Origin of the sequence: Stenotrophomonas maltophilia, assembly GCF_013464915.1 — a bacterium.
GTDB classification, from domain to species: Bacteria; Pseudomonadota; Gammaproteobacteria; order Xanthomonadales; family Xanthomonadaceae; genus Stenotrophomonas; species Stenotrophomonas maltophilia_AT.
This window is the reverse complement of sequence record NZ_RAVT01000003.1, coordinates 1-20,788: the sequence shown is the minus strand read 5'-3', so window position 1 is coordinate 20,788 and position 20,788 is coordinate 1. Positions and strand designations below refer to the sequence as shown.

Below are 20,788 nucleotides of genomic sequence, written 5' to 3'. Positions count from 1 at the left end.
TGGTCGACGTCTAGTTGCGAACTGCTGGAAGAGCCCGCGCTTGCGCGCGCAAGTCGACTAACAGTCGACTCTACCCCGGCAGTTCGGGCAGTTCGGGCAGTTCGGGCAGTTCGGGCAGTTCGGGCAGTTCGGGCGTTCCAGGGCAGCGATGGCCCTCAACGTCGTGCATGTACCGGCCAGCGGATCTCAAACGAACTTCCTCCTCGCTCGGTGGCCCGGCACTGCGCCGTTCCGTGATGGGCCACGGCAATCGCGCGCACCACCGCCAGCCCCAGCCCGGAGCCACCGCTCTGCCGCGAACGTGAGACATCGGTGCGCTGGAACGCCTCGAAGATGCTGTCGCGCAGCTCGTCCGGCACGCCGGGGCCACCGTCTTCCACGGCTACCGTGCAGTGCCCCTCCGCCAGGGTGACGCGCAGCCGCAGCGGGCAGGGGATGGCATGGCGACGGGCGTTTTCCAGCAATGCCAGCACTGCCTGGCGGATGCGGGCCGGGTCGCAGTCCGCCAGCGACGGTCGCGCGTCCAGGCTCACCGAGAAGCCACTTTCGGTCAGTGCCTCGGACATGGCTTCGACCACCGCAGCCACCTGCACGCTGACATCGCTGCGCTGCTGGCGCAGATCCAGATGGCCGCTCTCGGCAAGGCTGACCACGCGCAGGTCCTCGATGATGCGGGTCAGGCCTTCCAGCTGGGTGAGCATGCTGTTGAACTGCTCGGGGCCTGGCTCGAATACGCCTTCGGCGATGCCTTGCAGGCGGCCGCGCAGAATGGTCATCGGCGTGCGCAGTTCGTGCGCGATTGCGGCGTTCCAGAACACCCGATTCTCGGACATCCGGCTCAGCCGTTCTGCCATGGAGTTGAAGTCGCTGACCAGCGTGGCCGCTTCGGCCATCGTGGTGTCACCACCGCGTGCACGCGCCTCCAGATCGCCGCTGGCGACCCGGCGCAGGCTTTCTGCCACCGAGTTCAACGGGGTGATGATGCGCCGGGTCAGGCGCGAGGCGACCAGCGTGGCGAAGATGACGACCACGGTGGCGGTCAGGCCGATCCACAGCCATTCCAGCCCGGACGGCATGATCGTTTCCGGTTCGTCATACCAGCGCGGATAGAAGACCTCCATCAGGTAGTAGAACAGGTAGAAGCCGCTGATCGACAGCACCGTCGAGCACAGCGAGGCGACCGTGATGGACAGCGTGATCTGGCGGCCGATGCTCTTGCCTTTGGGGTTCATCATTCAGTCCAGGAATCGATAGCCAACGCCGCGGACGGTGGCGGGGATGCCGATCACGCCGACGTCTTCCAGCTTGCGGCGCAGCTTGCTGACGTGGCTGTCGACGGTGCGCTCCTGCGCATCGCTTTCGGGCAGGCAGGCATGCAGCAGGTCAACGCGCGCATGCACCTGGCGGGGGGCGCGGGCCATGTGCACCAGCAGGCGGAACTCGGTGAGGGTGAAGTTCAGGGCATGCACCTGCTCGCCAAGGCGCACCGTCACCTCGTGGCTGCACAGGTCGATCTCGAACGGCCCCTGGCGGATCAGCCCCTGGGGCTCTTCGGCCACGGTACGCGCACTGCGGCGCAGCACAGCCTGGATGCGCGCCACGATCTCGGCCGGGTTGAATGGCTTGGCCACGTAGTCGTCGGCACCCACGCGCAGGCCGGTCAGCTTGTCCACGTCCTGGTCGAGCGCGGTGAGCATGATCACCGGCGTGTTGCCGCGCCGGCGCAGTTCGCCCAGTACCTGCCAGCCGTCCAGCTTGGGCATCTGCACATCCAGCAGCACCAGGTCGGGTCGCAGCTGGCGGTGGCTGGCAAGGGCGGCCTCGCCGTCGGCAGCGCGGGCGCTGCGCAGCCCGGAACGAGCCAGGTAGGCGCCGAGGATGTCGGCGATTTCACCCTCATCTTCGGCAATCAGCACCAGGGGTGCCTGTCGGGAGCGGAGATCGTGTTTCATTGCATTCTGCAGCGTCATGGCAAGGGCGGGTAGTGGCGGCATCAAGGACAGCGTCATCGTCGTTGCTCCATGGCCTGCGCTTCCTCGTTCGCTGCCCAGGCCAGGGTGGCCAGCACCAGCGTGCGCTGAAGGCTCGGCTCTACTGCATCCGCGCCGTGCAGTTGCTGCGCCGTCAGCGTGGATACCGAGGCCGGTAGCTTGCTCCAGCGCGATGCCATGGGCGTCGCCTCCACCCGGGCCTGCAGCCTGCGCGCCATGCCCACGATGGCGTGCAGGCGCAGCGCCAGCAGGATGACAACCAGTGCGGCGGCCAAGGCAAGCAGGCGCTGCAGGGTGGCCGTGTTGTCAGTCGGGAGCGCCGCCGCCCAGATGGCCAGGCCAATCAGGCCCAGTGACGCCGAAGTCCCCGCGCGGCTTGCGTGGCCCGGCCCATCGCTGCGGAACCACACCAGCGCGGCGGCACCGAAGCCCGCCAGCAAGGGGGGCACAGGGCGGGGGCTGACCAGCATCCAGGTGGAGGTCAACGCCAGAACCAGTGCGATCAACCATGGCGAAGGCGCGCACCACGCCAGGTAGGCACGGCGCACATCGATGGGGGGCAGGTCTGGACAGGAAAGGGACACGGCAGGCTGGCAGTCGGCGAGGCCGACGAGGCTAGCGACCGTTGATGGAGACTCGGTCGAGATTGTGTCGAGATTGCGTGGACGCAGGCCGCGGCGTTCAGGCGCGGGGCTGGAGCCTGAACGGCTGCCGCGCCTCCATGCAATCTCCACAGTGGCTCCAAGAAACGTCCATCGGCGGCTTCCAGACTGCGGTTTCGGCGGTCGCACTGGGCGACTGCACGCAGCCGGGCGTTTCGATGAGCAACCGCAGGACCTGGATCATTGCCGCTACGGTGGCCACATTGGCCGCCGGCGCTGGATGGTGGGCGTTTGCCGGCGGCGATGATGCCGCGCTGATCACCGCGCCGGCGCAGGAGGCGGATCTGGAAAAGACCATACAGGCGGTCGGCCGGGTCAATCCGAAGGAGCTGGTGGCGGTGGGCGCGCAGGTGTCCGGCCAGGTCAAGCGCCTGCATGTGGTGCTGGGGCAGCGGGTACAGGCCGGCCAACTGATCGCCGAGGTTGACTCGCAGCCGCAGCGCATCGCGCTGCGCAGCGCCGAGGCAGCCACCAATGCATTGCGCGCCCAGCATGCCGCCAGCCAGGCGCGCCATGTGCAGGCCAGCGGTGTCTACGAGCGGCAGTCGCAGCTGGTGGCGTCGCGACTGGTTTCACAGGAAGGCTTCGAGGCCGCGCGCATGGCACGCGATGCGGCGCGCTCGGAAGTGGCCGCGCTGCAGGCACAGATCGACCAGGCAGTGACCCAGGTGGAAACCGCGCGGATCAACCTGGGCTATACCCGCATCGTCTCGCCCAGCGACGGCTACATCGTGGCCATCGTGACCAAGGCAGGGCAGACGCTGAACTCGATGCAGACCACGCCGACCATCGTGATGCTGGCGCAGATGGATACCATGACCGTGCGTGCCGAGATTGCCGAGGCTGATGTGGAACTGGTGGCGCCGGGTCAACTGCTGTGGTTCTCGACACTGGGGCCGAGCGGTCGCCGCTATGAGTCCCATCTGCAGCAGCTGGAGCCAGCGCCATCGTCCATTGCCGACGTCGCCACCGGCAATGCAGGCGGCTCGGCGCAGTCGCCCAAGGCGGTGTACTACGCAGGCCTGTTCGATGTGGCCAACCCCGGCCTGAAACTGAAACCATCGATGACGGTGAAGGTGACCGTGCAGCTCGCGCGCGCCGCAAATGCGCTGCAGGTACCGCTGACGGCGCTGGTCGCGTCGAACGACGTCGTGGGCAACCGCGGCACCGTGCGCGTAGTCGACACCAGGGGCCGAGTCCGCGAGCGTGCAGTGACGACAGGCCTGCGCACCGCCACCGCCGTGCAGATACTGAGCGGTCTGCGGGCGGGTGAGAACGTGGTGATCGGCCAGGCGCCCAGCGGTGGCGAATCCGAACCGACCAGCCTGCTTGGGATGTGAACATGGCTGACGCACTGCTGGAACTGCGTGGCGTATCGCGCAGCTATCGCTCGGGCGCTGGTGAGGTGGTGGTGCTCAAGGACGTTTCCCTGCGCATCGACGCCGGTGAGTTCATCGCCATCATCGGCCCGTCGGGCTCGGGCAAGTCAACGTTGATGAACATCCTCGGCTGCCTGGACAGGCCGACCGAGGGCAGCTACCGGGTGGATGGCGAGGCCACCGAGCAGATGGCGCCGGATGCTCTTGCACGGCTGCGCCGCGAGCATTTCGGTTTCATCTTCCAGCGCTACAACCTGATGGAGAACCTGAGCGCCACCGAGAACGTAGCGCTGCCAGCGGTCTATGCCGGCATGGAGGCGGAAGCGCGCACGGCCCGTGCGCGCAGGCTGCTGGAAACGCTCGGCCTGGGCGAGCGCACCGTGAACCGGCCGAGCCAGCTGTCCGGTGGCCAGCAGCAGCGCGTGTCCATTGCCCGTTCGCTGATGAACGGCGGCGCCATCGTGTTGGCCGATGAGCCGACGGGGGCGCTGGATCACGCCAGTGGCCAGCAGGTGATGGCCGAGCTGAAGCGCCTGCATGCACAGGGCCACACGGTGATCCTGGTCACCCACGATGCGGCGATCGCGGCCAACGCCAAGCGGGTGATCGAGATCGCGGATGGTCGGGTGGTCGCCGACCGCGGTGAGCGTGGCTTGGATTCTGCATCCGCAGCGCCCACGTGCGAACGCGGTGATTCATCGGTCACAGAGCGCCGCGCACGCATGGACGCAGTACGCGAGGCCGCGCGGATGGCCGTGCGCTCGATGCTGGCCCATCGCCTGCGTACTCTGCTGACCATGCTCGGCATCATCATCGGCGTGGCGGCCGTGGTGACGGTGGTGGCGCTGGGCAAGGGTGCCCAGGCCCAGGTGGAGTCACAGATCAACGAGCTCGGCGCCAGTACGCTGGAGATCTTCCCGGGTGCCGATTTCGGCGACCCCCGCTCGGCGGAGATCGAGACACTGGTGGTCGGCGACGCGGATCATCTTGCGGCATTGAGTTACGTGGACAGCGTCAGCCCGAACCTGACCGGATCAGTGGCTGCCCTGCAGGGCAGTCGTCGTGCCAACACCCAGGTGCTGGGCGTGGGGGCTGACATGCTGCGCGTGCGTGGGCTGCGGCTGAAGGCAGGGCGCTTCTTCACCGGCACGGAAGTGGACGAGCATCGAGCACTGGGCGTGGTCGACCAGAAGGCCGCCAAGGCGCTGTTCACGGGCAACCCGATCGGCAGCACGGTGCTGCTGGGTGGCATGCCGGTGGAGGTGATCGGCGTGGTGGGGGCCAATGCATTCGCTGGCGGTGCAACCCCGACGGTCTACGTGCCCTATACCTCGGCGGCGTCGCGACTGCTGGGCAGCCAGCGCCTGGAGAGCATCACCGTACGCGTACGCGATAACGTACCCACCAGCGCTGCCGAGGCCTCGCTGGGGGCCGAACTGGAGCGCCTGCACGGTCGCCGCGATTTCTTCATCTACAACGCCGACCAGGTCCGCAAGGCGGTGATGAAGTCCAGCCAGACCCTGGCGGCACTGGTCTCCGCCATTGCCGCCGTGGCGCTGGTGGTGGGTGGGGTGGGCGTGATGAACATCATGCTGGTGTCGGTGAAGGAACGCGTGCGCGAGATTGGCGTGCGCCTGGCGGTGGGCGCGCGGCAGGCTGACATCCTGCGCCAGTTCCTGATCGAGGCGGTGCTGATCTGCCTGTTCGGCGGCGTGCTGGGGGTACTGCTTGCGTTCGGCGTGGGGGCGCTGTCCAGCCTGCTGTCGCTGGGTGTGCCGTTCCTGTTCACTGCCGGGCCGGTGTTGGCTGCACTGGCCTGCTCCTCGGCAATCGGACTGGGCTTCGGCTACTTCCCGGCACGCAGTGCAGCGCAGCTGGACCCGATCCAGGCGCTGGCGGCCGAATAGGGCCGCACCCGCTGCTGGAACCTGTGGAGCCGAGCCCATGCCCGGCGCTACAGGAGCGGTGCTGATGGCGGCGTGGGTGTGTCAGCGCGGCGGGAAAGCAATGACGATGTCATCCAGCGGCAGCTGATTCCCATGCTGCGCGGTCACGCCGGGTGCCCAGGCATCGCCTTGGGTGAACAGCTGCGCTTCACTTTCAGGGCCGGAATCGTTGAACGCCTGGAAGACGTAGGGGATGCCCTCGGAGCCTTCGAACGTTGCCTTGTCGGAAAGCTGGAAGTGCAGATGCGGGGCGGCGGAGTTGCCCGACTGGCCAAGCTGGGCCAGCGCCTGCCCGCGCTGGACTCGCTGCCCGGGTTCCACCTTGATGCTGCCGGTGCGCAGATGGGCGTAGCTGGCAAAGATGCCCGGTAAAATTTCCAGGACAACGTAGTTGCCAAACAAGCCCTCCGCCGTAAGTGAGGCGGGTTCCGGCTGCGCGGTCAGGGGCGTATGCTCGGGTTGCCCATCACGTGTCGCACGCACGATGCCATCGGCCACGGCCAGCACGGGTGCTGCATAACCCACCCAATCCGAATGGCGGGTGTGCTGCAGATCCCTGGCCGTTGGGCGTACGGCGCGCCCCTGTTCGTCGACGCCGACCAGATCGAGCGCGAAGCGCTGCGGAATGGTCAGGTCACCATTCACCGCCACAAGGCTGCCCCAATGGTGTGACTGCGCCGCGCCTGGCCCTTCATGTGCAAGCCATTGGCCACCCCGCAGGGGCGGGCCGAGCACCATCACCTTCGCCGCGCTGACCGCAACCTGGGCGCCGTCCAGCTCCACGCTGCCGTGGTGCTCGGTGCCCAGCAGCATGTGGTGCCGGAGGGTGTGTGGCACGCGATCCGCGATGGGCAGTGACAGCCACAGGAACACCACCAGGCGCTTGCCCGGTGCAATGGATACCGCACCATCCTCTGAAGGCGACGGCCGTACCCAGTGGCGCAGGGCAGGGCCATCCAGGCTCAGCAGCGGGGTTTCGGCATCGTCGCCGAATACCTGAAGCGATTGCGGCAGCAGCGCACCGGTATCGCCGTAGTAGTTGGTGATGTGCAGCTCGTAGGCCAGATGGCGCAGGCCGTCGCTGCCGACGAAGGGCGTCGGCGCGAAGGGCACCCGTGCTTCAACCGGTGCAGGGACGGGCGCTGGCAACGTAACGGAAGGAAGCAGCAACAGCAGCAGAGCCAGGCAGACGCTGCGGATCATGCGTGTTCCCCCCCAAGGCCGACGGTGGCCGCTGCCGAGCATAGCGCTACGCCAGTGGCAGGGGCACACCGGTTGATGTATCAGGGCGCGGGCCGGGGATGCGTGCGCACGCGTGCGCGTTCCCGGTACAGGCGGCTGTCGGCGCGCTGCAGGGTATCGGCCACCGATTCGCCCGGGGTGTGGTGGGTCGAACCGAGCGAGAACGGCGTCGGTGACTGTCCAGCCGTCCGCGCGTACCACAGTTCCAGCGCGGCCAGCCGCCCCGGTTCCGGCGCAGTCAGTACCACCATGAATTCGTCGCCGCCCATGCGCACCACGTGCTCTGCCGCGCCCAGTGGGCCACGCAGGAAAGCGACGAATTCGACCAGCACCGTGTCACCCCGTGCATGGCCCTGGGTGTCGTTGATCTGCTTGAAGTGATCCAGATCGAACATCAGGCAGGCCCATGGCTGGTCCGCCAGTGCGTCCAGGCGAGGCAGGAAGCGCCGGTTGTAGCTCTGGGTGAGCGGGTCCTTGAAAGACATCTCGCGCAGCTGCTGTTCCTGCATCCGCAGCGCCGTCACGTCCTGCGCATGGCCCAGCACGTAAGGCGGACTGGCCTCGCTGTCGAGCACATTGTGATAGGCCCAGAAATGCCGTGTGCCGTCCGCGGCGATCAGCTCGATGACGCCCGCATCGGTGTGATTCACCGCAATCCGCTCGAGATAGGCCTTGAAGGCGGTGCGCTTGTCCGGCGGCATCAGGTCGCACAGGCTGCGCCCGATCATCTGGCTCTCATGAAATCCCAGTGACTGCACGGCCGCCGGGTTGACCGATGTCAGCACGCCGTCCAGCGTGTGGGTGCAGATCAGGCCAAGGCTGTAGTGGAACAGCCGCCGGTAGCGTGTTTCGCTGGCCTCCAGGGCATCCAGTGCCGCGCGCTCCTCGGTGATGTCCTGGATGGCGCCGACCAGCCGGGGCCGGCCATCGACCTGTTGCCGCCCACCCACCACGCGGGTCCAGATGGCACGTCCATCGGCGGTCGTCATCGGCAGCTGCACTTCCCAGGAGATGCCCTCGTCGACGCAGCGCTGTACTGCTGCGCGGATGATGCTCTGGCTGTCCTCGCGATAGAAGGACAACGCGGTTTCGAGTGTCGGTTCGAAATTGCTGCGCACGCCGTGGATCTGCTTGGTCTCGCGGGTCCAGCGGACCTCGTTGCTGACCAGGTCCATTTCCCAGCCACCCACCCGCGCTGCGCGGTTGGTGCGCTCCAGGAAGTCCTCGCTGCGCTTCAGCTCTCGATGCAGGGCCTTGGCCTGTCCAACCTGCGCCATCAGCGTGCTGCGCTGCTCCAGTACCTGGGTGGTGACCCGGGCCAGGTGCACCATCAGTTCGCGTTGCGAAGGCGACAGGACGCCGGGCATCGGGTCGAGCAGGCACAGCGTACCGATACGGGCACCGTGCGCCGAGCCGAGGGAGATGCCGGCGTAATGGCGGATGCGGGGGCCACCGGTCACCAGCGGATTGGTGGCGAAGCGTGGGTCCTGCCGAGCGTCGGGAATCTCGAACAGCGCATCCTGCTGGATGGTGTGCGTGCAGAACGAGATCTCGCGGGCTGTCTCGCTGACGCCGTCCAGGCCGATGTTGGCCTTGAACCATTGGCGTTCATCGGCGACCACCGAGATCAGTGCCATGGTCATGCCGGTGGCGGCGCGGGCGGCGGCGACGATGGCATCGAAAACGGGCTCTGGCGGGGTGTCGAGCAGATGCAGGCGGTCGAGTTCAAGCAGTCGTTCGGCTTCGTCCATGGCGCTTTTCAGGGCAGGGTGGCGAGGGCGGCTTCGGCGGCTGTCGGGCACTACGCTAGTGCGGACCTTGTTATGTATCGCCACCGCCGGGTGATGCCAACGTGAGTCCAATGGGTGCCACGGCCACCTTGTGACCGTGCGCACATATTGCTATTGACCAGCGCTGGCAGACCGCTGTGCCACGCAGCTCACCGTCTTGCGCCGAGCGGGGGTCTTTCGGGATGCTCGGGGCGTTGGGACGGGTCTCTGCGTGGGAATGTCGACCATGGCGGTGGGTGCCCTTGAACGAGGTGCCCGCGGCAAGCCCTTTACGGGAGCGGTAGGGAACCAGGACCGGACATGTGCACTGGGAATGGGTACCGATCCGGTTCGCCGGGCCGGCGTCCACCGATTATGGGCAAGGACGGCATGACTGCCGAGCCTGTTGAGGATCTGCACGTCGCGGATCTCGTACAGCGCTTCACCCGGGCCACTTAGTTTGCGGCAGGCGCGCACCACCCGTGACGACTTCGCAATCCGACAGCCTTCGCTGGAAACAACGACGCTCTGGTGCTTCATCAGGCCCAGCTGGAAGGTGCTCGCGGCACGATCGAGTGCTTCGAACAGCGTGCCTGCGAACAGCAGCACGTAGAGGATGATGGCGCCGAGGGCGACCAGCTTGTGGCGTGTGGGCAGGCTCCACACGCTGAAGAAGGCGAAGTGCAGGAGCGGCAGGAGAAGCAGCATGAGGCCGAACTGCCAGTCAGCCAGTGAAGCTGCTGCTTCATGGGTACCGAGCACCACCAGCGCAACGAGCGGCATGGAGAACAAGTAGAGACCCGCAGAGAGCAGGACCAGTCGTAGCGACCACAGATCGCGCCACGGGGCGGCATCCTCTATTCGGCGCGCCGTAGCATCAGGCGTGGAAGTGCAGAGGATTGGAACAAACGCCGCCAAGACTCCAACGCCCATGAGGAATGGGAACAAGCATTCGTGCTCGGTGCCAAGTGGAGAAAAAAGTGAAACGTACAGGAGGCATTCTGCAAGAAGTGCACCCGCCATCAACAGCAGCAGGCTGTAGCCAGTAAGCTTCCGCTCTCGTTCATTCGCCTTGCCGACGCTGTTCTTGCCGAAGATCAGCCCCAACCTGTGCCACTCAACCAGCAGAAGGGCCGGGATCAGCAGGACGAGGACGAAGACAAGCATCATGATGAAGGAGAACGCCACGATCGCGAAGGCGACCAGGCCGAGATCTGTCAGCGAAAGGCTGGGAAGGTAACGGATGCGCCAGAAGAAGATGACCATCGCAAATGTGCCGGCGACAGCGAAGGCCCAACGATGGGCGCCGATCACATTCAATGCGGCTGTCGCGCGCGACCAGAATGCAGGCTCGTCCTGTACGGATGAGTTCAGTCCTGAGGAATGGGATTGGAGGGTAGGCACGGCGCGTCGTCCATAAGGCATGAGGTCGCGCCTGCTATCGGCCCAGTACCCGCGTTCTTTAGTGGGTGCCCTAGCCAGCAATGCTCTTACCCGCGCTGGCGGCAGGTCCGGGTCGCGAACGGAACCGGACACAACATGGAGCAGTTCCTGGCGGCGCTGCACGGCCAGTACGGCGGTGCGGAGGGTTACCTGAAATCGATCGGGGTGAGCGAGCAGGAGATCCAGCAGTTGAAGGAGCGGCTGGGGCAGGCCGGTTGACAGGTAGTGCCGGCCGCTGGCCGGCTCCCCTTTGATGTCCAGAGACTGGGGGAGTGCCGGCCAGCGGCCGGCGCTCCCCCCAGCCAGGCATGGTCTGGCTCTACGGTTCGGGCTTCACCCTTGCCACCCGTTTCCGGTACTCATACACGTTGTCGCCACGGATGCGCTTTTCCTCGGTGCCGGTGACCCTGCCCACCTGCTGGTCCGAGCCGGTGATGGGCTTCGCCTCGATCTCGGTTTCATGCTCGAAGGAGTGGGATTTGTCGGTATTGCGGTAATAGCGGTACAGCGCCCAGTACAGCGCGGTTGCGCCGGCCGGACCTGCCGCCAACAGCCAGAGGCCACTGTCGTCGCTCATGTCGATGCCACCAGGAATGCTATTGCGAGGGCTTCAATGACGGTGCCGGTGGCCAGTGCCGCCAGCAGCATCTTCCATTGCTGCACGGGTACGCTGCCCATGGTCTCGCCGGTGCGGCCATTCACTGCGATGTAATGCAGCATGCCGCCGTTCTTTCCAGGCTGGTGGTAGGAATACAGCCACACCGGCAGGTACATCGATACCCAGCGGGTACCATGCACCTCCAGCTGTTCCTGTTCCCAGCGCACGCCACGGTTGTAGCGCTTCACCGAACCTTCCACCTGCGAACGGGCGATCGACAGCAGCTGGTCTTCCAGTCGCGGCCGCAGTTTCTCCACGTCCAGGTTGCGCTTCTCCGAAGTGAAGCCGGCCAGGTACGAGGCATTCCACTTCACTGCGTTCTTGGTGTCGAACGGCAGGATGGTGTTGATGATGTTGTTGGTGTTGGCGCGGGTATCGAGGTTCCCGCGCTCGGCCGAGGATTCCAGTGGCAGGTCATCGACGGTGAAGTCGATCTGGCGCTCGACCTGGTAGACATCGGCGTCGTACAGGGTGCGCTTGTTCTTTTCACTGCCCACCGTGTATTCACGCGTCTTGATCTCGCCCTTGCCGGCCACGGCCGCGCTGACATTGCTGTCGACGATCATGTAGGGCAGGAACACACCCACCACGTTTTCCGGGGTGAACTGGTCCTTGAACGCCTTCAGCGCGAACATGCGGCGCTTGTCGACGAACTGGCGGATGCGCGCGACCGCATCGTCCTTCCTGATATGGAAGGGCAGCACTGCATCGGGCACCGCGCCATTGGCGATCTGCTCGTTGACGCCGAATACATGGCGGCACCAGTGGCAGCGCGCCGTCATCGTGCTTTCGGTATTGACCGTCACCTCGGCACCGCAACCGGTGCACTTGAACGTCATCAACGCCGAGGTGTCGGCATCGATGTCACGTGCGCCGGAGGCGATGACGGTGCCGCGCAGCTGGTCGATGGCCTCGCCCAGCCCGAATTCCTCCTCGACCCGCGCGCCATGCCATTCGTGACGGCAGTACAGGCAGACCAGGATATCGGTGCCGGCCTTGGGCCGGATGTCGGTGGCGCCGCACTTCGGGCAGCGGTTGAGGCCATCCTTCAGCTCGCTGGCCGAGGTGTCGATGGCGACCGGATCAGGCGCTTCCACTTCATCGCGGATCGCCTGCGGCAGCTTCGAGGTGTCCAGCGGGAAGCTGCCGGGCAGGGGAGGGACGTCCTGCGGCGAACCCGGCCCATCCAACGACGCCGCCGGCAGGGGCGGCGGCGTCGCGGGCACGGATCCGGGCAGCGGCGGTGGGCCGTTTCGGGGATCGGACATGTTGGTTGTGCGTCCTGCCGTTACAGGCCCAGTGCCTTGGCTTTCAGGGCGTCATAATCGCCCTGCGTGATCAGGCCCAGGTCCAGCATTTCCTTGGCCTTCTTCAGCTTGGCCACCGGATCGTCCGCAGCCGGGGTGACCGGCTGCTGCATGCCGCCGACACCGAACATGCCCGAGGCCATGCCGACACCGACCAGGCCTGCCGCGCCGCCGTTTTCGCCGGCCGACTGGATGCCCTGGGCAACACTGGCCTGCAGGTTGGAATTGCCGCGCGAACCGGACAGCGCGTCGGCGCGCTGCACGGTCTTCAGCAGCTCGCGGGTGTTGGCGTCGTACTCGATCGAGACGATGGCGGTCTTGACGATGGCCAGGCCGCGGTCCGACTTCCACTGGTAACCCTGTTCAACGGCGGCCGACAGGCTCTGCGCGAAGCCCAGCGAGTCCTGCTGCAGCTTGGTGATGCGGTTGCCCTTGCCCGGATCGTTGGTGTACAGGCTGAAGGCCGGCGCCAGCGAACCGACCACTTCATTGAACAGCTGGCTGGCGGCGGCGTTGTCCAGATCGGTGAAGTCGAACACCTGGCCCGGCTGCAGGTAGCTGGCCGGCACGAAGTTCTTCACGAACAGGATCGGGTCGACGATCTTCAGCGTGTACGAGCCACGGGTGACCGCGCCGACCTGGGTGTTGAGGAAGCCGTCGTCCCAGTAGATTTCCGACTGGGTGCCGAAGCGGTTGTCCGGCAGCTCCTTCAGCGAGACGAAGTAAGCCGCCTGCTGCGAGCCGGGCTGGCCGCCGAACTTGAAGCGCTCCCAGCTCTGCTTGATGAAGGTGCTGACCAGGCCGTCGCCGGCGAAGATCGACTGCGAGTTCAGATCGTCCGAGCGCCATTCGTAGCCACCCGGTTCGGCGACGAATGCGGTGATCGCGCCGTCCTGGAACAGCAGCAGGCCGTAGCCCTCCGGTACGACGATCTTCGAGCCGTTGGTGATGATGTTCGACGAACCGCTGGTGTTGGAGCCGCGGCCGGCATTGGTGCCCTGCGGCACCGCCGCGAACAGCGCCGCCGTGGACGGCAGGCCCGCCGGCACGGTGTAGAAGTCCTTCCACTGGTCGGCCAGAACACCGCCAACCGCACCCTTCACCGCCTGTACCAGACCCATGACCAACTCCCTGTGATTCGAGGGCAGGCACCATGCCTGCCGAGCTGGACTGAATATAGCAGCGGGCAGGGACCGCTGTGGTGCCGGAAGATGAATCCGGATCAGCGCCGGCCAGGGCCGGTTGGCCCGACCCGTACAGCCTGCAGCACGGCAGCCATGTCCAGCGCCCCCAACCCGGACGCCAGTGCCTGTGCGAACAGCGCATCGCTGGCGTCGATCAAGGGCGCATGCATGCCCACCTCATGGGCGGCAGCGGCCACCAGCCCGCTGTTTTTTCGCACGTCGGTGATCGACGCCTGCACGGTGAAGTCACCACGGACCATCTTGTCCAGCTTGATGCGTGATGCTTCGCTGGCCATCGGCCCTGCGTTGAGCACCTGCGCGAAGCGGTCCAGCTCGATGCCGTGGGCTTCGGCGAAGTGAACCGCTTCGGCCAGGCCGGTGACCAGCGTGATCAGGTACAGGTTCACTGCCAGCTTCATGCGTAACGCCGCTGGCACCTGGCCGCACGCGACGCACTGCCGGCCGAGGGGCGCAAGCAGGTGCGAGGCTTCTGCCACGTCAGCTGCGTCGCCGGCCAGCATGATGACCAGTTGCGCGGCTTCCGCCTGCACCCGCGAGCCGGAGACCGGCGCTTCCACGTAGCGTCCGCCTGCCGCGCGGATCTGTTCGCCCAACGCCTGGGAATAGGCTGCCGAGCTGGTGCCCATGTTGATCACCAGGCGACCTTTGACGCGGGCAGGGAAGGCCGGCGTGCTCCGATCCAGCACGCTGTCGATGGCCTCATCGTTGGCCAGCATGAGCAGGATCGTCCCGCATGCGTCGAACACGTCCTGCCGTTGCGTGATGGGCTGTACGCCGGCGATGCGTGCCGCCTCGTGGTTTCGGCCGGAGCGGGACCAGCCCAGCACAGCGTGCCCGGCGCGCGCGAGGTGGCCCGCCATAGGCGTGCCCATCACGCCCAGGCCGATGAATCCCAATGGCATGGCAGGCTTCCGGTCATGGCAAGGCGCCCATCATGCCGCAGATCGGCAGCGGGCATGCGGCAGGCAGGGGGCGCGGGCCGGCATTCCCCGCGCTGCATCGCTGGCAAAGATAATCCCCGATATTCACATTATTATCATCACGATTTTCTCGAAACTCGCTTTCGATAATCCCGGGGCCGAATGCGCGAGTCTGCGCTCGAGGCGCCGGGATCCGTCCGACGTCCGCATCGTCGACCTACCGACGGCAACCTCCTGGGGGCATGGGGGCGGACAGTGTGCACGTTCACCTGCGTGTGCTGTGGCTGGCGCGAGGCGCGGCGGGGGCGTCGCAGCATCACGCAATGAAGCCGCACGGTACCCATTGCGCGATCACCCGCTGCAACGGCAGCGGGTTGCCATTCGAAAGGGGAGTTTCAATGCACAGGCAAGTCAGTGAGATGTTGCAGCGCGCCTATCGACCCCACCGGTCCTTGCCCGACCTGTTGGGCGCGTTCGTGAAGGAGTTTTCGCAACACCATGCATTGCGTGGCGGCAGCGTCCATCTGCGTGGTTCCAGTGCTGGTCATCCGGACGTGGCTGCGCTGGCGGTACCGGGCGACAAGACCGCCGCCCGCCAGCGCTTGCCGATCCGCTATGGCAGCGAGGTACTGGGTGAGCTGCATCTGGAAGGTGAAGAGGGCCGGCTGGATGGCAGCGCCCTGGCGCTGGGGGAACAGTTTGCCCAGCGCTGTGCACACCTGATCAAGCGCTACGAGGCCAAGGCCTGGGCCGAACAGGCGCTGAGCCGGCCGCTGCTGCTGGTTGGCGCCGGTGAGGCGTTGAAGCAGATGGACGAATTCGTCGAACGCGCGGCGGCCAGTCCGCTGCCGGTACTGCTGCGTGGCGAGTTCGGTACCGAGAAGATGGAGCTGGCCGCCGCCCTGCACAGTGGCGGCCGATACCGGCAAGGCCCGTTTGTCGAGGTGAACTGTGTCCATCCACAGGGGGAAGCCTGCGACTGGTTCGCGCGCGCGCAGGGCGGAACGCTTTACTTCCATGAAGTCGACGAACTGCCGGTGTCGTTGCAGGGCCAGCTGTCACACCGCATGCGTGGACTGCCCGCCGCGCATGCCGCTGCGCAGGCGACCGGTCCGACACGGGTGATCGCCTCGACCAGCGCGGACCTGGAACAACGGGTGAGGGAGAAGCAGTTCTCGCGTGCCCTGCTGGCCGGACTGGAGTTCCTGACCGTGGATATTCCGCCACTGCGCGAACGGGTGGAGGACATCGCCGCGCTGGCGGCACGTTCGCTGGAGCTGCATGGGTTCAATCCCCATGTGCTGGGTGACGATGTGCTGGAAGCTTTGTGTGCGCATGACTGGCCCGGCAACCTGCTGGAGATGGAGCGGGTGGTGGTACGGTTGGCGGTGATGACCGGCGGCCGCTGCATCCGTCGCGACGATCTGGCACGCCATGCGCCGGATCTGGCAGCGGGCAATGTCGCCATCGATGCCGGGCGCGCGCCGCAACTACCGCCCAGGGTTGAGGAAGCTGCCGCTCCCGAACCTGCGCGGCAGGACGCACCGCGGGCTGCGCATGAAGGCCTGCACGATGGCCTGAAGCGGGCCCTGGCCTATCTGAAGGACCACGCCGCGGAGCCGCTCACACTGGGCGACCTCGCCCGCCAGGCCCATGTAAGCCAGTCACACCTGGGATTCCTGTTCCGCAGCGAGCTGGGTACAACGTTCAAGCTGCTGCTGCAGCAACTGCGCATCGAGCATGCCAAGCAGCTGCTGCGGGATGGGCAACGCCTGCGCATCACCGATGTCGCACTGCAGGTTGGCTTCGGTGACCTGAGCCACTTCGAAAAGAGCTTCCGGCGCGCGGTGGGGGTCAGCCCGCGCAGCTACCGGCGAACGCCGGATCAGTAAAACAAACGCCCCGGTGCAGGCGCGGGCCTGCCCGGGGCGCTGGGATGGCAGATCAGGCGTTACCGTGCGTTTGCTTCAGCAGCGCGCTGCACGGCCTGCTCGGCGGCTTCGTCCGCGCGCCGCGCCGCTTCGGCGGCGGCCTCGACCGCGCGTTGCGAAACCTCCATCGCGGCGCGGATGCCCTCTTCACTGGCAGCCATCGCGGCGTCCGCCAGCTCCTGGGCGATTTCCATCGGGGTTTTGCCCGCCGGATGGGCGGGAGTAGGCTTGCCGGGAAGCGGGGTCGGGAAGGTCATCGTCGGTGCTCCTGCTGGGGATGAGGGGGGAACACCGTCGCTGCGTTCCCCCAGGATGTGGCGCAATGCCGCCTGGGCATCGGCCAGGATCTTCTGCGCTTGTTGCCGGGCCGCCATGCGTCCGGCAGCAACGGCCGCGCCGGTCGCCGAAGCGAGGGCCCCAGTCGCTGCCTGCACGCCATCGCCACCCGGCGCCGGAGGCGGGTTCACACCGCATCCGCCTGGTAACCCACCTGTGCTTCATCGCCCAGATAGCGGTGGGTCCGGTGGTAGTCCTGCAGGGTGATCACATTGTCCTCCACCTGCACCAGCGCCTGCGCTCTGGAGCCATCGATCGCGAACTGCACGCTGGCACCATCCTGGCCGAGCTGGCCACGGGAGACCGGATGCTCGTTGAGGAACTCCTGCGCATCGCGCAACTGCCACCGCGCGGCCTCGCGAAGCCGGCTGTCATCCTGCAGCAGGTCGGGATCGTTGTCGAAGCATGCCGCCATCTGCTGGGCGGCCAGCGAGATGCGCGCATAGCCGATCCGCCGGTTTGCGGCCAGGCTTGCGGCGAGCGCCTCGCGCACCTGCTGCGGCGACGGCAGCTGTGGCAGCTGCGGCCCGTCCAGGAAGTCGAACAGGATCGGCAGCACCTGCTGCAACGCGCGGGTGGCACGCGTCAGCCGATGCTCGCGGTTGCCGCCACCTGTGCTCACCCGCTGGTAGAAGCGGAAGTAGTCGGCAAACTCGATGGGCCTGCGCGCGTGCAGCAGCGCGAAGCTAGCGGCGTCAGCCAGGTCATCGCGTCCTGTGATGGACATTCCCACCTCACCGGCGAGCTGGTGGAGCGCCACCGATTCACGGAAATCCAGCTGCTGCAGCAGCGGAGCATCGGCCGCGCCGATCGAGGCCAGGAACGGGCGCGAGGCGCCGAGTTCGGTATTGGTCAGCAGCCGGTGCCGTGCCAGTACCCCCTGCGCCTCGCTGTGCGACAGGCGCGTCTCATCGTCAAACTCCATGTGGCGCAGGGCACTGAGATCGTTGTTGCCGAGGCTGAGCAGTTTGATCGGGCCGATCTGCAAGCCGAGGCGCGGCAACCAGGTCATGCGCGAACCGTGCAGACCCTGCTGCACCCCATCAAGCATCGTGCCCTCGTCGGAGAAGTCGTACAGGTGCTCATGCGATCCCGTGGCCCACTTCAGCCAGTGCTCGCCACCGTCGATGAACTGAAGGACCTGCCTGCAGGATTGACTGAGCAGGTTGGCCTGGGGGATGGAACGACCGGCAATGAAAACGCTCATGCGTGGCTCTCCTGGCGGCCTTACTGGGCCGGAAAATCCTTGAGGACGGTCGCAGCGGCACTGCCGACCCGGGTGAAATCGTCGGTGGCTCCCTGCATCATGGTCTGCGCCTGCGTGAGCACCCTTGCATACTTTTCGTCGCCCGTCGCCAGGTACTGGGCCATGGCCACGCCGGCGGCGGTGGTGGCGATGGTTGACACGTTGCGCAGGGCATCTGCGGCATCCTGCACGGCGATCGCCGCAGACTGGGCCACCGACTGGTAGGCCTTTCCGGCACCGCTGGTCTTCACCACGGTCGCGGACATGGTGGCCGTCTGCACCTGGTTGATCACATCGATGACCTGGGCGTTGACGTTGCTCGGGTCCATACGGGCTCCTTGATGGGCGGGTGCGGCCGCAGGCGGCCTGCGTGGTGTCAGGCACCGGCGTCAGTGTTGCCTGTGGCCGGGGAAGAGGGGGAGTCTGGCGCGGAATCCTGGGCGGGACCTGTGGCCGGATCCGGACCGGACGAGGGGTCGGGCGCAGGACCGGGCGCGGGCGCTGCCGCATTGCCTGCGAGCGTTTCGAGTGCATGCAGGCTGCTGGTAGCGGCCGCAGCGTCGGCAGTGGCACCGTGGGTCTGTGCCTGCAGGACGCTGATGGCGGTCTTTCCTTCTGCGGTGGCCGCGGCGATCACTGCCGCAGGCGAAGGGGGCGCCGGCACCGGGCCGGGCAGGGGAATGACCTGCGGCGGTGGCGGCGGAGGAGGTTCCGGAGCGGGCGGCGGCACCGGCCAGGGGGCATTGATCATCTTCGCGCAGGTCGCGGTGACCGCTGCGTTGCTGACCATGCCCGCACCCTGCTGGCGCGCGACGGCGTTGTGCATGGCAGTGCCCAGCGTCTCCAGCATCACCATGTCCAGCATGCTGAAGGACTGCGCCGGCCCCTGCGACACCAGCAGGGTCGAGGCGGCGCTGACGCTGTCGACGATCTGGCTGTTGACGGTGTTCTCACTGCTCATGACGGAACGGCTCCCTTCTGGATGATCAGGGCCAGGACCTGGGCCAGGCTTGCGCCGGCGGTCACCTGGCCGCGTTGCTGGTTGGCCACCGCGTTCTGCATTGCCAGGCCGAGACTGTCGGCCATCGCCAGGTAGGTGGCGGACATCGCGAACGAGGGGGCGAGGGCGATCGCAATCCCGGATCCGGTGCTGGTTGCAGCCAGCAGGTAGCCGGTGGCAGGCGATCCGGCCATCGATCAGGGGCCCGACGTGACGCCGCCCTGGGCGGGGGCGCGGCGGTTGGCGTCACGCCGGGCCGACACGTCAGCGCAGACCCAGGATTTCGCGGGTGGCCACGCCGTTGGAGGCGGTGTCGATCGCATACAGCGTGGACACCCCCTGGGTGGTCGACGCTTGCATGGTCACGTAGGACTGCTGCTGGTTGTTGGTGGCGTTGTGCGCGGCGTTGGACAGTGCCTGGCTGGTGGCCACGAACAGGTTGCCCATTGCGATGGCCGGCGCATCACCAAGGACCTTGGTGTTGACCTGCGAGACCGAGTCGGTGATCTGACTGTTGACGGCGGTGGGAAATGCCATGGTGGAAGCTCCTAGGGTGGACAGCACTACAGGAACGGAGATTGCCGGCACTCAGTGGAATCAGCCGAGAATCTTCCGGGTGGCGGCGCCGGTGGCGCCGGTATCGACGGCGTAGAGCAGCGCGACGCCCATCGTGGTCGCGGCCTGTGCCGTGACATACATCTGCTGCTGGGCGAGCGTCGCGTTGTGGGCGGCATTGGCCAGCGCCTGCGCGGTGGCCTGGTACAGCGTGCCCATTGCCGTGGCCGGCGCCACGCCCAGCACCTGCAGGTTGGCCTGGCTGACCGAGTCGGTGATCTGGTCGTTGACGGCCGTGGGAAATGCCATGGCTCAGCTCCTTGCCTGCCGGCGCATCACGCGCCGAGGATCTGCTTGGTGGCCACACCGGTGGTGGCAGTATCGATCGCGTACAGGGTGGCCACGCCCATGGTGGTGGCTGCCTGCGCCGTCACATAGGACTGCTGCTGCGCATTGGTGGCGTTGTGGGCGGCGTTGGCCAGCGCCTGCGCGGTGGCCTGGTAGAGGTTGCCCATGGCCACGGCGGGGCCGTCGCCCAGCACTTTGGTGTTGACCTGGGTGACAGAATCGGTGATCTGGTCGTTTACAGCGGTCGGGAATGCCATATCGATCTCCTTGAAGTTGGCGGGTCAGCTACGGAACGACAGATCAGGAACCCAGGCCGCGGACGCGGGTGCTGAGGATTTCCTTGCTCGCTACCGCCGTGGTAGCGGTATCGATCGAGTACAGGGTGGCCACGCCCATGGTGGTGGCCGACTGCGCGGTCACGTAGGACTGCTGCTGTGCGTTGGTGGCGTTGTGCGCGGCATTGGCCAGTGCCTGGGCGGTGGCCTGGTACAGATTGCCCACCGCCACGGCGGGCGCATCGCCCAGCACCTTGGTGTTGGCCTGGGTGACCGAATCGGTGATCTGGTCGTTTACCGCGGTTGGAAATGCCATGTCCTGCTCCTGCGAAAAGGTGGAAGTGCGTGGTATCCAGTGTCACGGTGCGTTGCCTGCAGCGGCTTGGGCTTCACCGTGGGGCCAGAGTAGGAAATGGCGTCGCCGCCGGATTGGCGGAATCGACGGAGAATGCGGGCGGATCACCGTGAAGGTGCGGCGTGAATACGGCGGAACTGATGATCAACGCCGTCATCGCCAGAGCTGGCGGGTTGCCCGGGAGCACACACAGGGCCTGCACCAGGGGGGGGCCGCGATT

The 20,788-nt window shown here is 66.4% G+C and carries 24 protein-coding genes; 4 read left to right on the top strand and 20 right to left on the bottom strand.

Going from position 1 to position 20,788, the window contains the following annotated elements; translation table 11 throughout:
- Positions 1-155 precede the first annotated feature (155 nt).
- The 3 genes from D7T59_RS00915 to D7T59_RS00905 are packed head-to-tail and all read right to left on the bottom strand — an operon-like array spanning position 156 to position 2,575.
- Positions 156-1,232 (bottom strand): ATP-binding protein, encoded by a 1,077-nt coding sequence (locus D7T59_RS00915; RefSeq protein WP_180850870.1) that lies wholly within the window; start codon positions 1,230-1,232, stop codon positions 156-158.
- Positions 1,233-1,235: 3 nt separating this feature from the next.
- On the bottom strand, positions 1,236-1,952 hold the full coding sequence (locus tag D7T59_RS00910) for a response regulator (RefSeq protein WP_180850869.1): 717 nt from the start codon (positions 1,950-1,952) through the stop codon (positions 1,236-1,238).
- Between the two features lie 53 nt (positions 1,953-2,005).
- A complete protein-coding gene (locus tag D7T59_RS00905) occupies positions 2,006-2,575 on the bottom strand; it encodes a hypothetical protein (protein WP_180850868.1) in 570 nt (189 codons plus the stop codon).
- A gap of 236 nt (positions 2,576-2,811) precedes the next feature.
- On the opposite strand from D7T59_RS00905, the gene D7T59_RS00900 reads away from it, so the two are divergent.
- Positions 2,812-3,993 carry an efflux RND transporter periplasmic adaptor subunit gene (locus D7T59_RS00900; RefSeq protein ID WP_180850867.1) on the top strand — a complete coding sequence of 394 codons (1,182 nt, stop codon included), beginning with the start codon at positions 2,812-2,814 and terminating at the stop codon, positions 3,991-3,993.
- 2 nt (positions 3,994-3,995) lie between these two features.
- Entirely contained in the window at positions 3,996-5,939 is a 1,944-nt protein-coding gene (locus D7T59_RS00895) for a MacB family efflux pump subunit (protein WP_180850866.1), read from the top strand.
- A gap of 81 nt (positions 5,940-6,020) precedes the next feature.
- Here D7T59_RS00895 and D7T59_RS00890 read toward each other — a convergent pair whose 3' ends face one another.
- From D7T59_RS00890 to D7T59_RS00880, 3 genes are all read right to left on the bottom strand, one after another.
- On the bottom strand, positions 6,021-7,181 hold the full coding sequence (locus D7T59_RS00890) for a M23 family metallopeptidase (RefSeq protein WP_180850865.1): 1,161 nt from the start codon (positions 7,179-7,181) through the stop codon (positions 6,021-6,023).
- Between the two features lie 80 nt (positions 7,182-7,261).
- Entirely contained in the window at positions 7,262-8,971 is a 1,710-nt protein-coding gene (locus tag D7T59_RS00885) for a PAS domain S-box protein (protein WP_180850864.1), read from the bottom strand.
- A 150-nt stretch (positions 8,972-9,121) separates the two neighbouring features.
- On the bottom strand, positions 9,122-10,393 hold the full coding sequence (locus D7T59_RS00880; protein ID WP_164137620.1) for a hypothetical protein: 1,272 nt from the start codon (positions 10,391-10,393) through the stop codon (positions 9,122-9,124).
- A 135-nt stretch (positions 10,394-10,528) separates the two neighbouring features.
- Between D7T59_RS00880 and D7T59_RS00875 the strand changes: the two genes are divergently transcribed.
- Positions 10,529-10,651: a tyrosine-protein phosphatase gene (locus tag D7T59_RS00875; protein ID WP_258012888.1), complete on the top strand. Its 123-nt coding sequence runs from the start codon at positions 10,529-10,531 to the stop codon at positions 10,649-10,651.
- Between the two features lie 100 nt (positions 10,652-10,751).
- Here D7T59_RS00875 and D7T59_RS00870 read toward each other — a convergent pair whose 3' ends face one another.
- The 4 genes from D7T59_RS00870 to D7T59_RS00855 form a co-directional block, all read right to left on the bottom strand.
- On the bottom strand, positions 10,752-11,009 hold the full coding sequence (locus D7T59_RS00870; protein ID WP_164137621.1) for a hypothetical protein: 258 nt from the start codon (positions 11,007-11,009) through the stop codon (positions 10,752-10,754).
- Positions 11,006-12,358, bottom strand: a complete 1,353-nt coding sequence (locus D7T59_RS00865) for a TFIIB-type zinc ribbon-containing protein (RefSeq protein ID WP_180850863.1) — start codon at positions 12,356-12,358, stop codon at positions 11,006-11,008. The genes D7T59_RS00870 and D7T59_RS00865 overlap by 4 nt, the downstream gene beginning before the upstream one ends.
- A 20-nt stretch (positions 12,359-12,378) precedes the next feature.
- Complete coding sequence (locus tag D7T59_RS00860) at positions 12,379-13,518, bottom strand: SPFH domain-containing protein (protein ID WP_164137623.1); 1,140 nt, start codon at positions 13,516-13,518, stop codon at positions 12,379-12,381.
- Positions 13,519-13,619: 101 nt separating this feature from the next.
- Positions 13,620-14,504, bottom strand: coding sequence for an NAD(P)-dependent oxidoreductase (locus tag D7T59_RS00855; protein ID WP_164137624.1), 885 nt, complete (start codon positions 14,502-14,504; stop codon positions 13,620-13,622).
- A 416-nt stretch (positions 14,505-14,920) separates the two neighbouring features.
- Between D7T59_RS00855 and D7T59_RS00850 the strand changes: the two genes are divergently transcribed.
- A complete protein-coding gene (locus D7T59_RS00850) occupies positions 14,921-16,414 on the top strand; it encodes a helix-turn-helix domain-containing protein (protein WP_164137625.1) in 1,494 nt (497 codons plus the stop codon).
- 59 nt (positions 16,415-16,473) lie between these two features.
- Here the strand turns inward: D7T59_RS00850 and D7T59_RS00845 are convergent, their stop codons facing one another.
- From D7T59_RS00845 to D7T59_RS21180, 10 genes are all read right to left on the bottom strand, one after another.
- On the bottom strand, positions 16,474-16,710 hold the full coding sequence (locus D7T59_RS00845; RefSeq protein ID WP_046983341.1) for a hypothetical protein: 237 nt from the start codon (positions 16,708-16,710) through the stop codon (positions 16,474-16,476).
- A gap of 206 nt (positions 16,711-16,916) precedes the next feature.
- The gene (locus D7T59_RS00840) at positions 16,917-17,996 is read right to left on the bottom strand and encodes a hypothetical protein (RefSeq protein ID WP_180850862.1); all 1,080 of its coding nucleotides are present in this window, start codon (positions 17,994-17,996) and stop codon (positions 16,917-16,919) included.
- A gap of 20 nt (positions 17,997-18,016) precedes the next feature.
- Positions 18,017-18,364: a hypothetical protein gene (locus D7T59_RS00835; RefSeq protein ID WP_014037265.1), complete on the bottom strand. Its 348-nt coding sequence runs from the start codon at positions 18,362-18,364 to the stop codon at positions 18,017-18,019.
- A gap of 47 nt (positions 18,365-18,411) precedes the next feature.
- Positions 18,412-18,996, bottom strand: a complete 585-nt coding sequence (locus D7T59_RS00830) for a RebB family R body protein (protein ID WP_180850861.1) — start codon at positions 18,994-18,996, stop codon at positions 18,412-18,414.
- The gene (locus D7T59_RS00825) at positions 18,993-19,229 is read right to left on the bottom strand and encodes a RebB family R body protein (protein ID WP_164137051.1); all 237 of its coding nucleotides are present in this window, start codon (positions 19,227-19,229) and stop codon (positions 18,993-18,995) included. The genes D7T59_RS00830 and D7T59_RS00825 overlap by 4 nt, the downstream gene beginning before the upstream one ends.
- Before the next feature lie 70 nt (positions 19,230-19,299).
- Positions 19,300-19,572, bottom strand: a complete 273-nt coding sequence (locus D7T59_RS00820; RefSeq protein ID WP_005416651.1) for a RebB family R body protein — start codon at positions 19,570-19,572, stop codon at positions 19,300-19,302.
- 60 nt (positions 19,573-19,632) lie between these two features.
- Positions 19,633-19,899 (bottom strand): RebB family R body protein, encoded by a 267-nt coding sequence (locus tag D7T59_RS00815; protein ID WP_006446865.1) that lies wholly within the window; start codon positions 19,897-19,899, stop codon positions 19,633-19,635.
- A gap of 26 nt (positions 19,900-19,925) precedes the next feature.
- Positions 19,926-20,195, bottom strand: coding sequence for a RebB family R body protein (locus D7T59_RS00810; RefSeq protein WP_046985582.1), 270 nt, complete (start codon positions 20,193-20,195; stop codon positions 19,926-19,928).
- A gap of 43 nt (positions 20,196-20,238) precedes the next feature.
- Entirely contained in the window at positions 20,239-20,529 is a 291-nt protein-coding gene (locus tag D7T59_RS00805; protein ID WP_005416648.1) for a RebB family R body protein, read from the bottom strand.
- 73 nt (positions 20,530-20,602) lie between these two features.
- On the bottom strand, positions 20,603-20,788 hold a 186-nt coding region (locus tag D7T59_RS21180; protein ID WP_219637166.1), incomplete at its 5' end, for a hypothetical protein.

Bases quoted from the DNA above. Each gene is read 5' to 3' on its own strand.
- D7T59_RS00845 (WP_046983341.1), bottom strand. From the start codon at position 16,710: ATGACCTTCCCGACCCCGCTTCCCGGCAAGCCTACTCCCGCCCATCCG.
- D7T59_RS00870 (WP_164137621.1), bottom strand. From the start codon at position 11,009: ATGAGCGACGACAGTGGCCTCTGGCTGTTGGCGGCAGGTCCGGCCGGC.
- D7T59_RS00855 (WP_164137624.1), bottom strand. From the start codon at position 14,504: ATGCCATTGGGATTCATCGGCCTGGGCGTGATGGGCACGCCTATGGCG.
- D7T59_RS00895 (WP_180850866.1), top strand. From the start codon at position 3,996: ATGGCTGACGCACTGCTGGAACTGCGTGGCGTATCGCGCAGCTATCGC.
- D7T59_RS00825 (WP_164137051.1), bottom strand. From the start codon at position 19,229: ATGGCCGGATCGCCTGCCACCGGCTACCTGCTGGCTGCAACCAGCACC.
- D7T59_RS00915 (WP_180850870.1), bottom strand. From the start codon at position 1,232: ATGAACCCCAAAGGCAAGAGCATCGGCCGCCAGATCACGCTGTCCATC.
- D7T59_RS00840 (WP_180850862.1), bottom strand. From the start codon at position 17,996: ATGAGCGTTTTCATTGCCGGTCGTTCCATCCCCCAGGCCAACCTGCTC.
- D7T59_RS00885 (WP_180850864.1), bottom strand. From the start codon at position 8,971: ATGGACGAAGCCGAACGACTGCTTGAACTCGACCGCCTGCATCTGCTC.
- D7T59_RS00810 (WP_046985582.1), bottom strand. From the start codon at position 20,195: ATGGCATTCCCGACCGCTGTAAACGACCAGATCACCGATTCTGTCACC.
- D7T59_RS00815 (WP_006446865.1), bottom strand. From the start codon at position 19,899: ATGGCATTTCCCACGGCCGTCAACGACCAGATCACCGACTCGGTCAGC.
- D7T59_RS00830 (WP_180850861.1), bottom strand. From the start codon at position 18,996: ATGAGCAGTGAGAACACCGTCAACAGCCAGATCGTCGACAGCGTCAGC.
- D7T59_RS00890 (WP_180850865.1), bottom strand. From the start codon at position 7,181: ATGATCCGCAGCGTCTGCCTGGCTCTGCTGCTGTTGCTGCTTCCTTCC.
- D7T59_RS00875 (WP_258012888.1), top strand. From the start codon at position 10,529: ATGGAGCAGTTCCTGGCGGCGCTGCACGGCCAGTACGGCGGTGCGGAG.
- D7T59_RS00850 (WP_164137625.1), top strand. From the start codon at position 14,921: ATGCACAGGCAAGTCAGTGAGATGTTGCAGCGCGCCTATCGACCCCAC.
- D7T59_RS00820 (WP_005416651.1), bottom strand. From the start codon at position 19,572: ATGGCATTTCCCACCGCCGTCAACAGTCAGATCACCGACTCGGTCTCG.
- D7T59_RS00900 (WP_180850867.1), top strand. From the start codon at position 2,812: ATGAGCAACCGCAGGACCTGGATCATTGCCGCTACGGTGGCCACATTG.
- D7T59_RS00835 (WP_014037265.1), bottom strand. From the start codon at position 18,364: ATGGACCCGAGCAACGTCAACGCCCAGGTCATCGATGTGATCAACCAG.
- D7T59_RS00805 (WP_005416648.1), bottom strand. From the start codon at position 20,529: ATGGCATTTCCAACCGCGGTAAACGACCAGATCACCGATTCGGTCACC.
- D7T59_RS00860 (WP_164137623.1), bottom strand. From the start codon at position 13,518: ATGGGTCTGGTACAGGCGGTGAAGGGTGCGGTTGGCGGTGTTCTGGCC.
- D7T59_RS00865 (WP_180850863.1), bottom strand. From the start codon at position 12,358: ATGTCCGATCCCCGAAACGGCCCACCGCCGCTGCCCGGATCCGTGCCC.
- D7T59_RS00910 (WP_180850869.1), bottom strand. From the start codon at position 1,952: ATGAAACACGATCTCCGCTCCCGACAGGCACCCCTGGTGCTGATTGCC.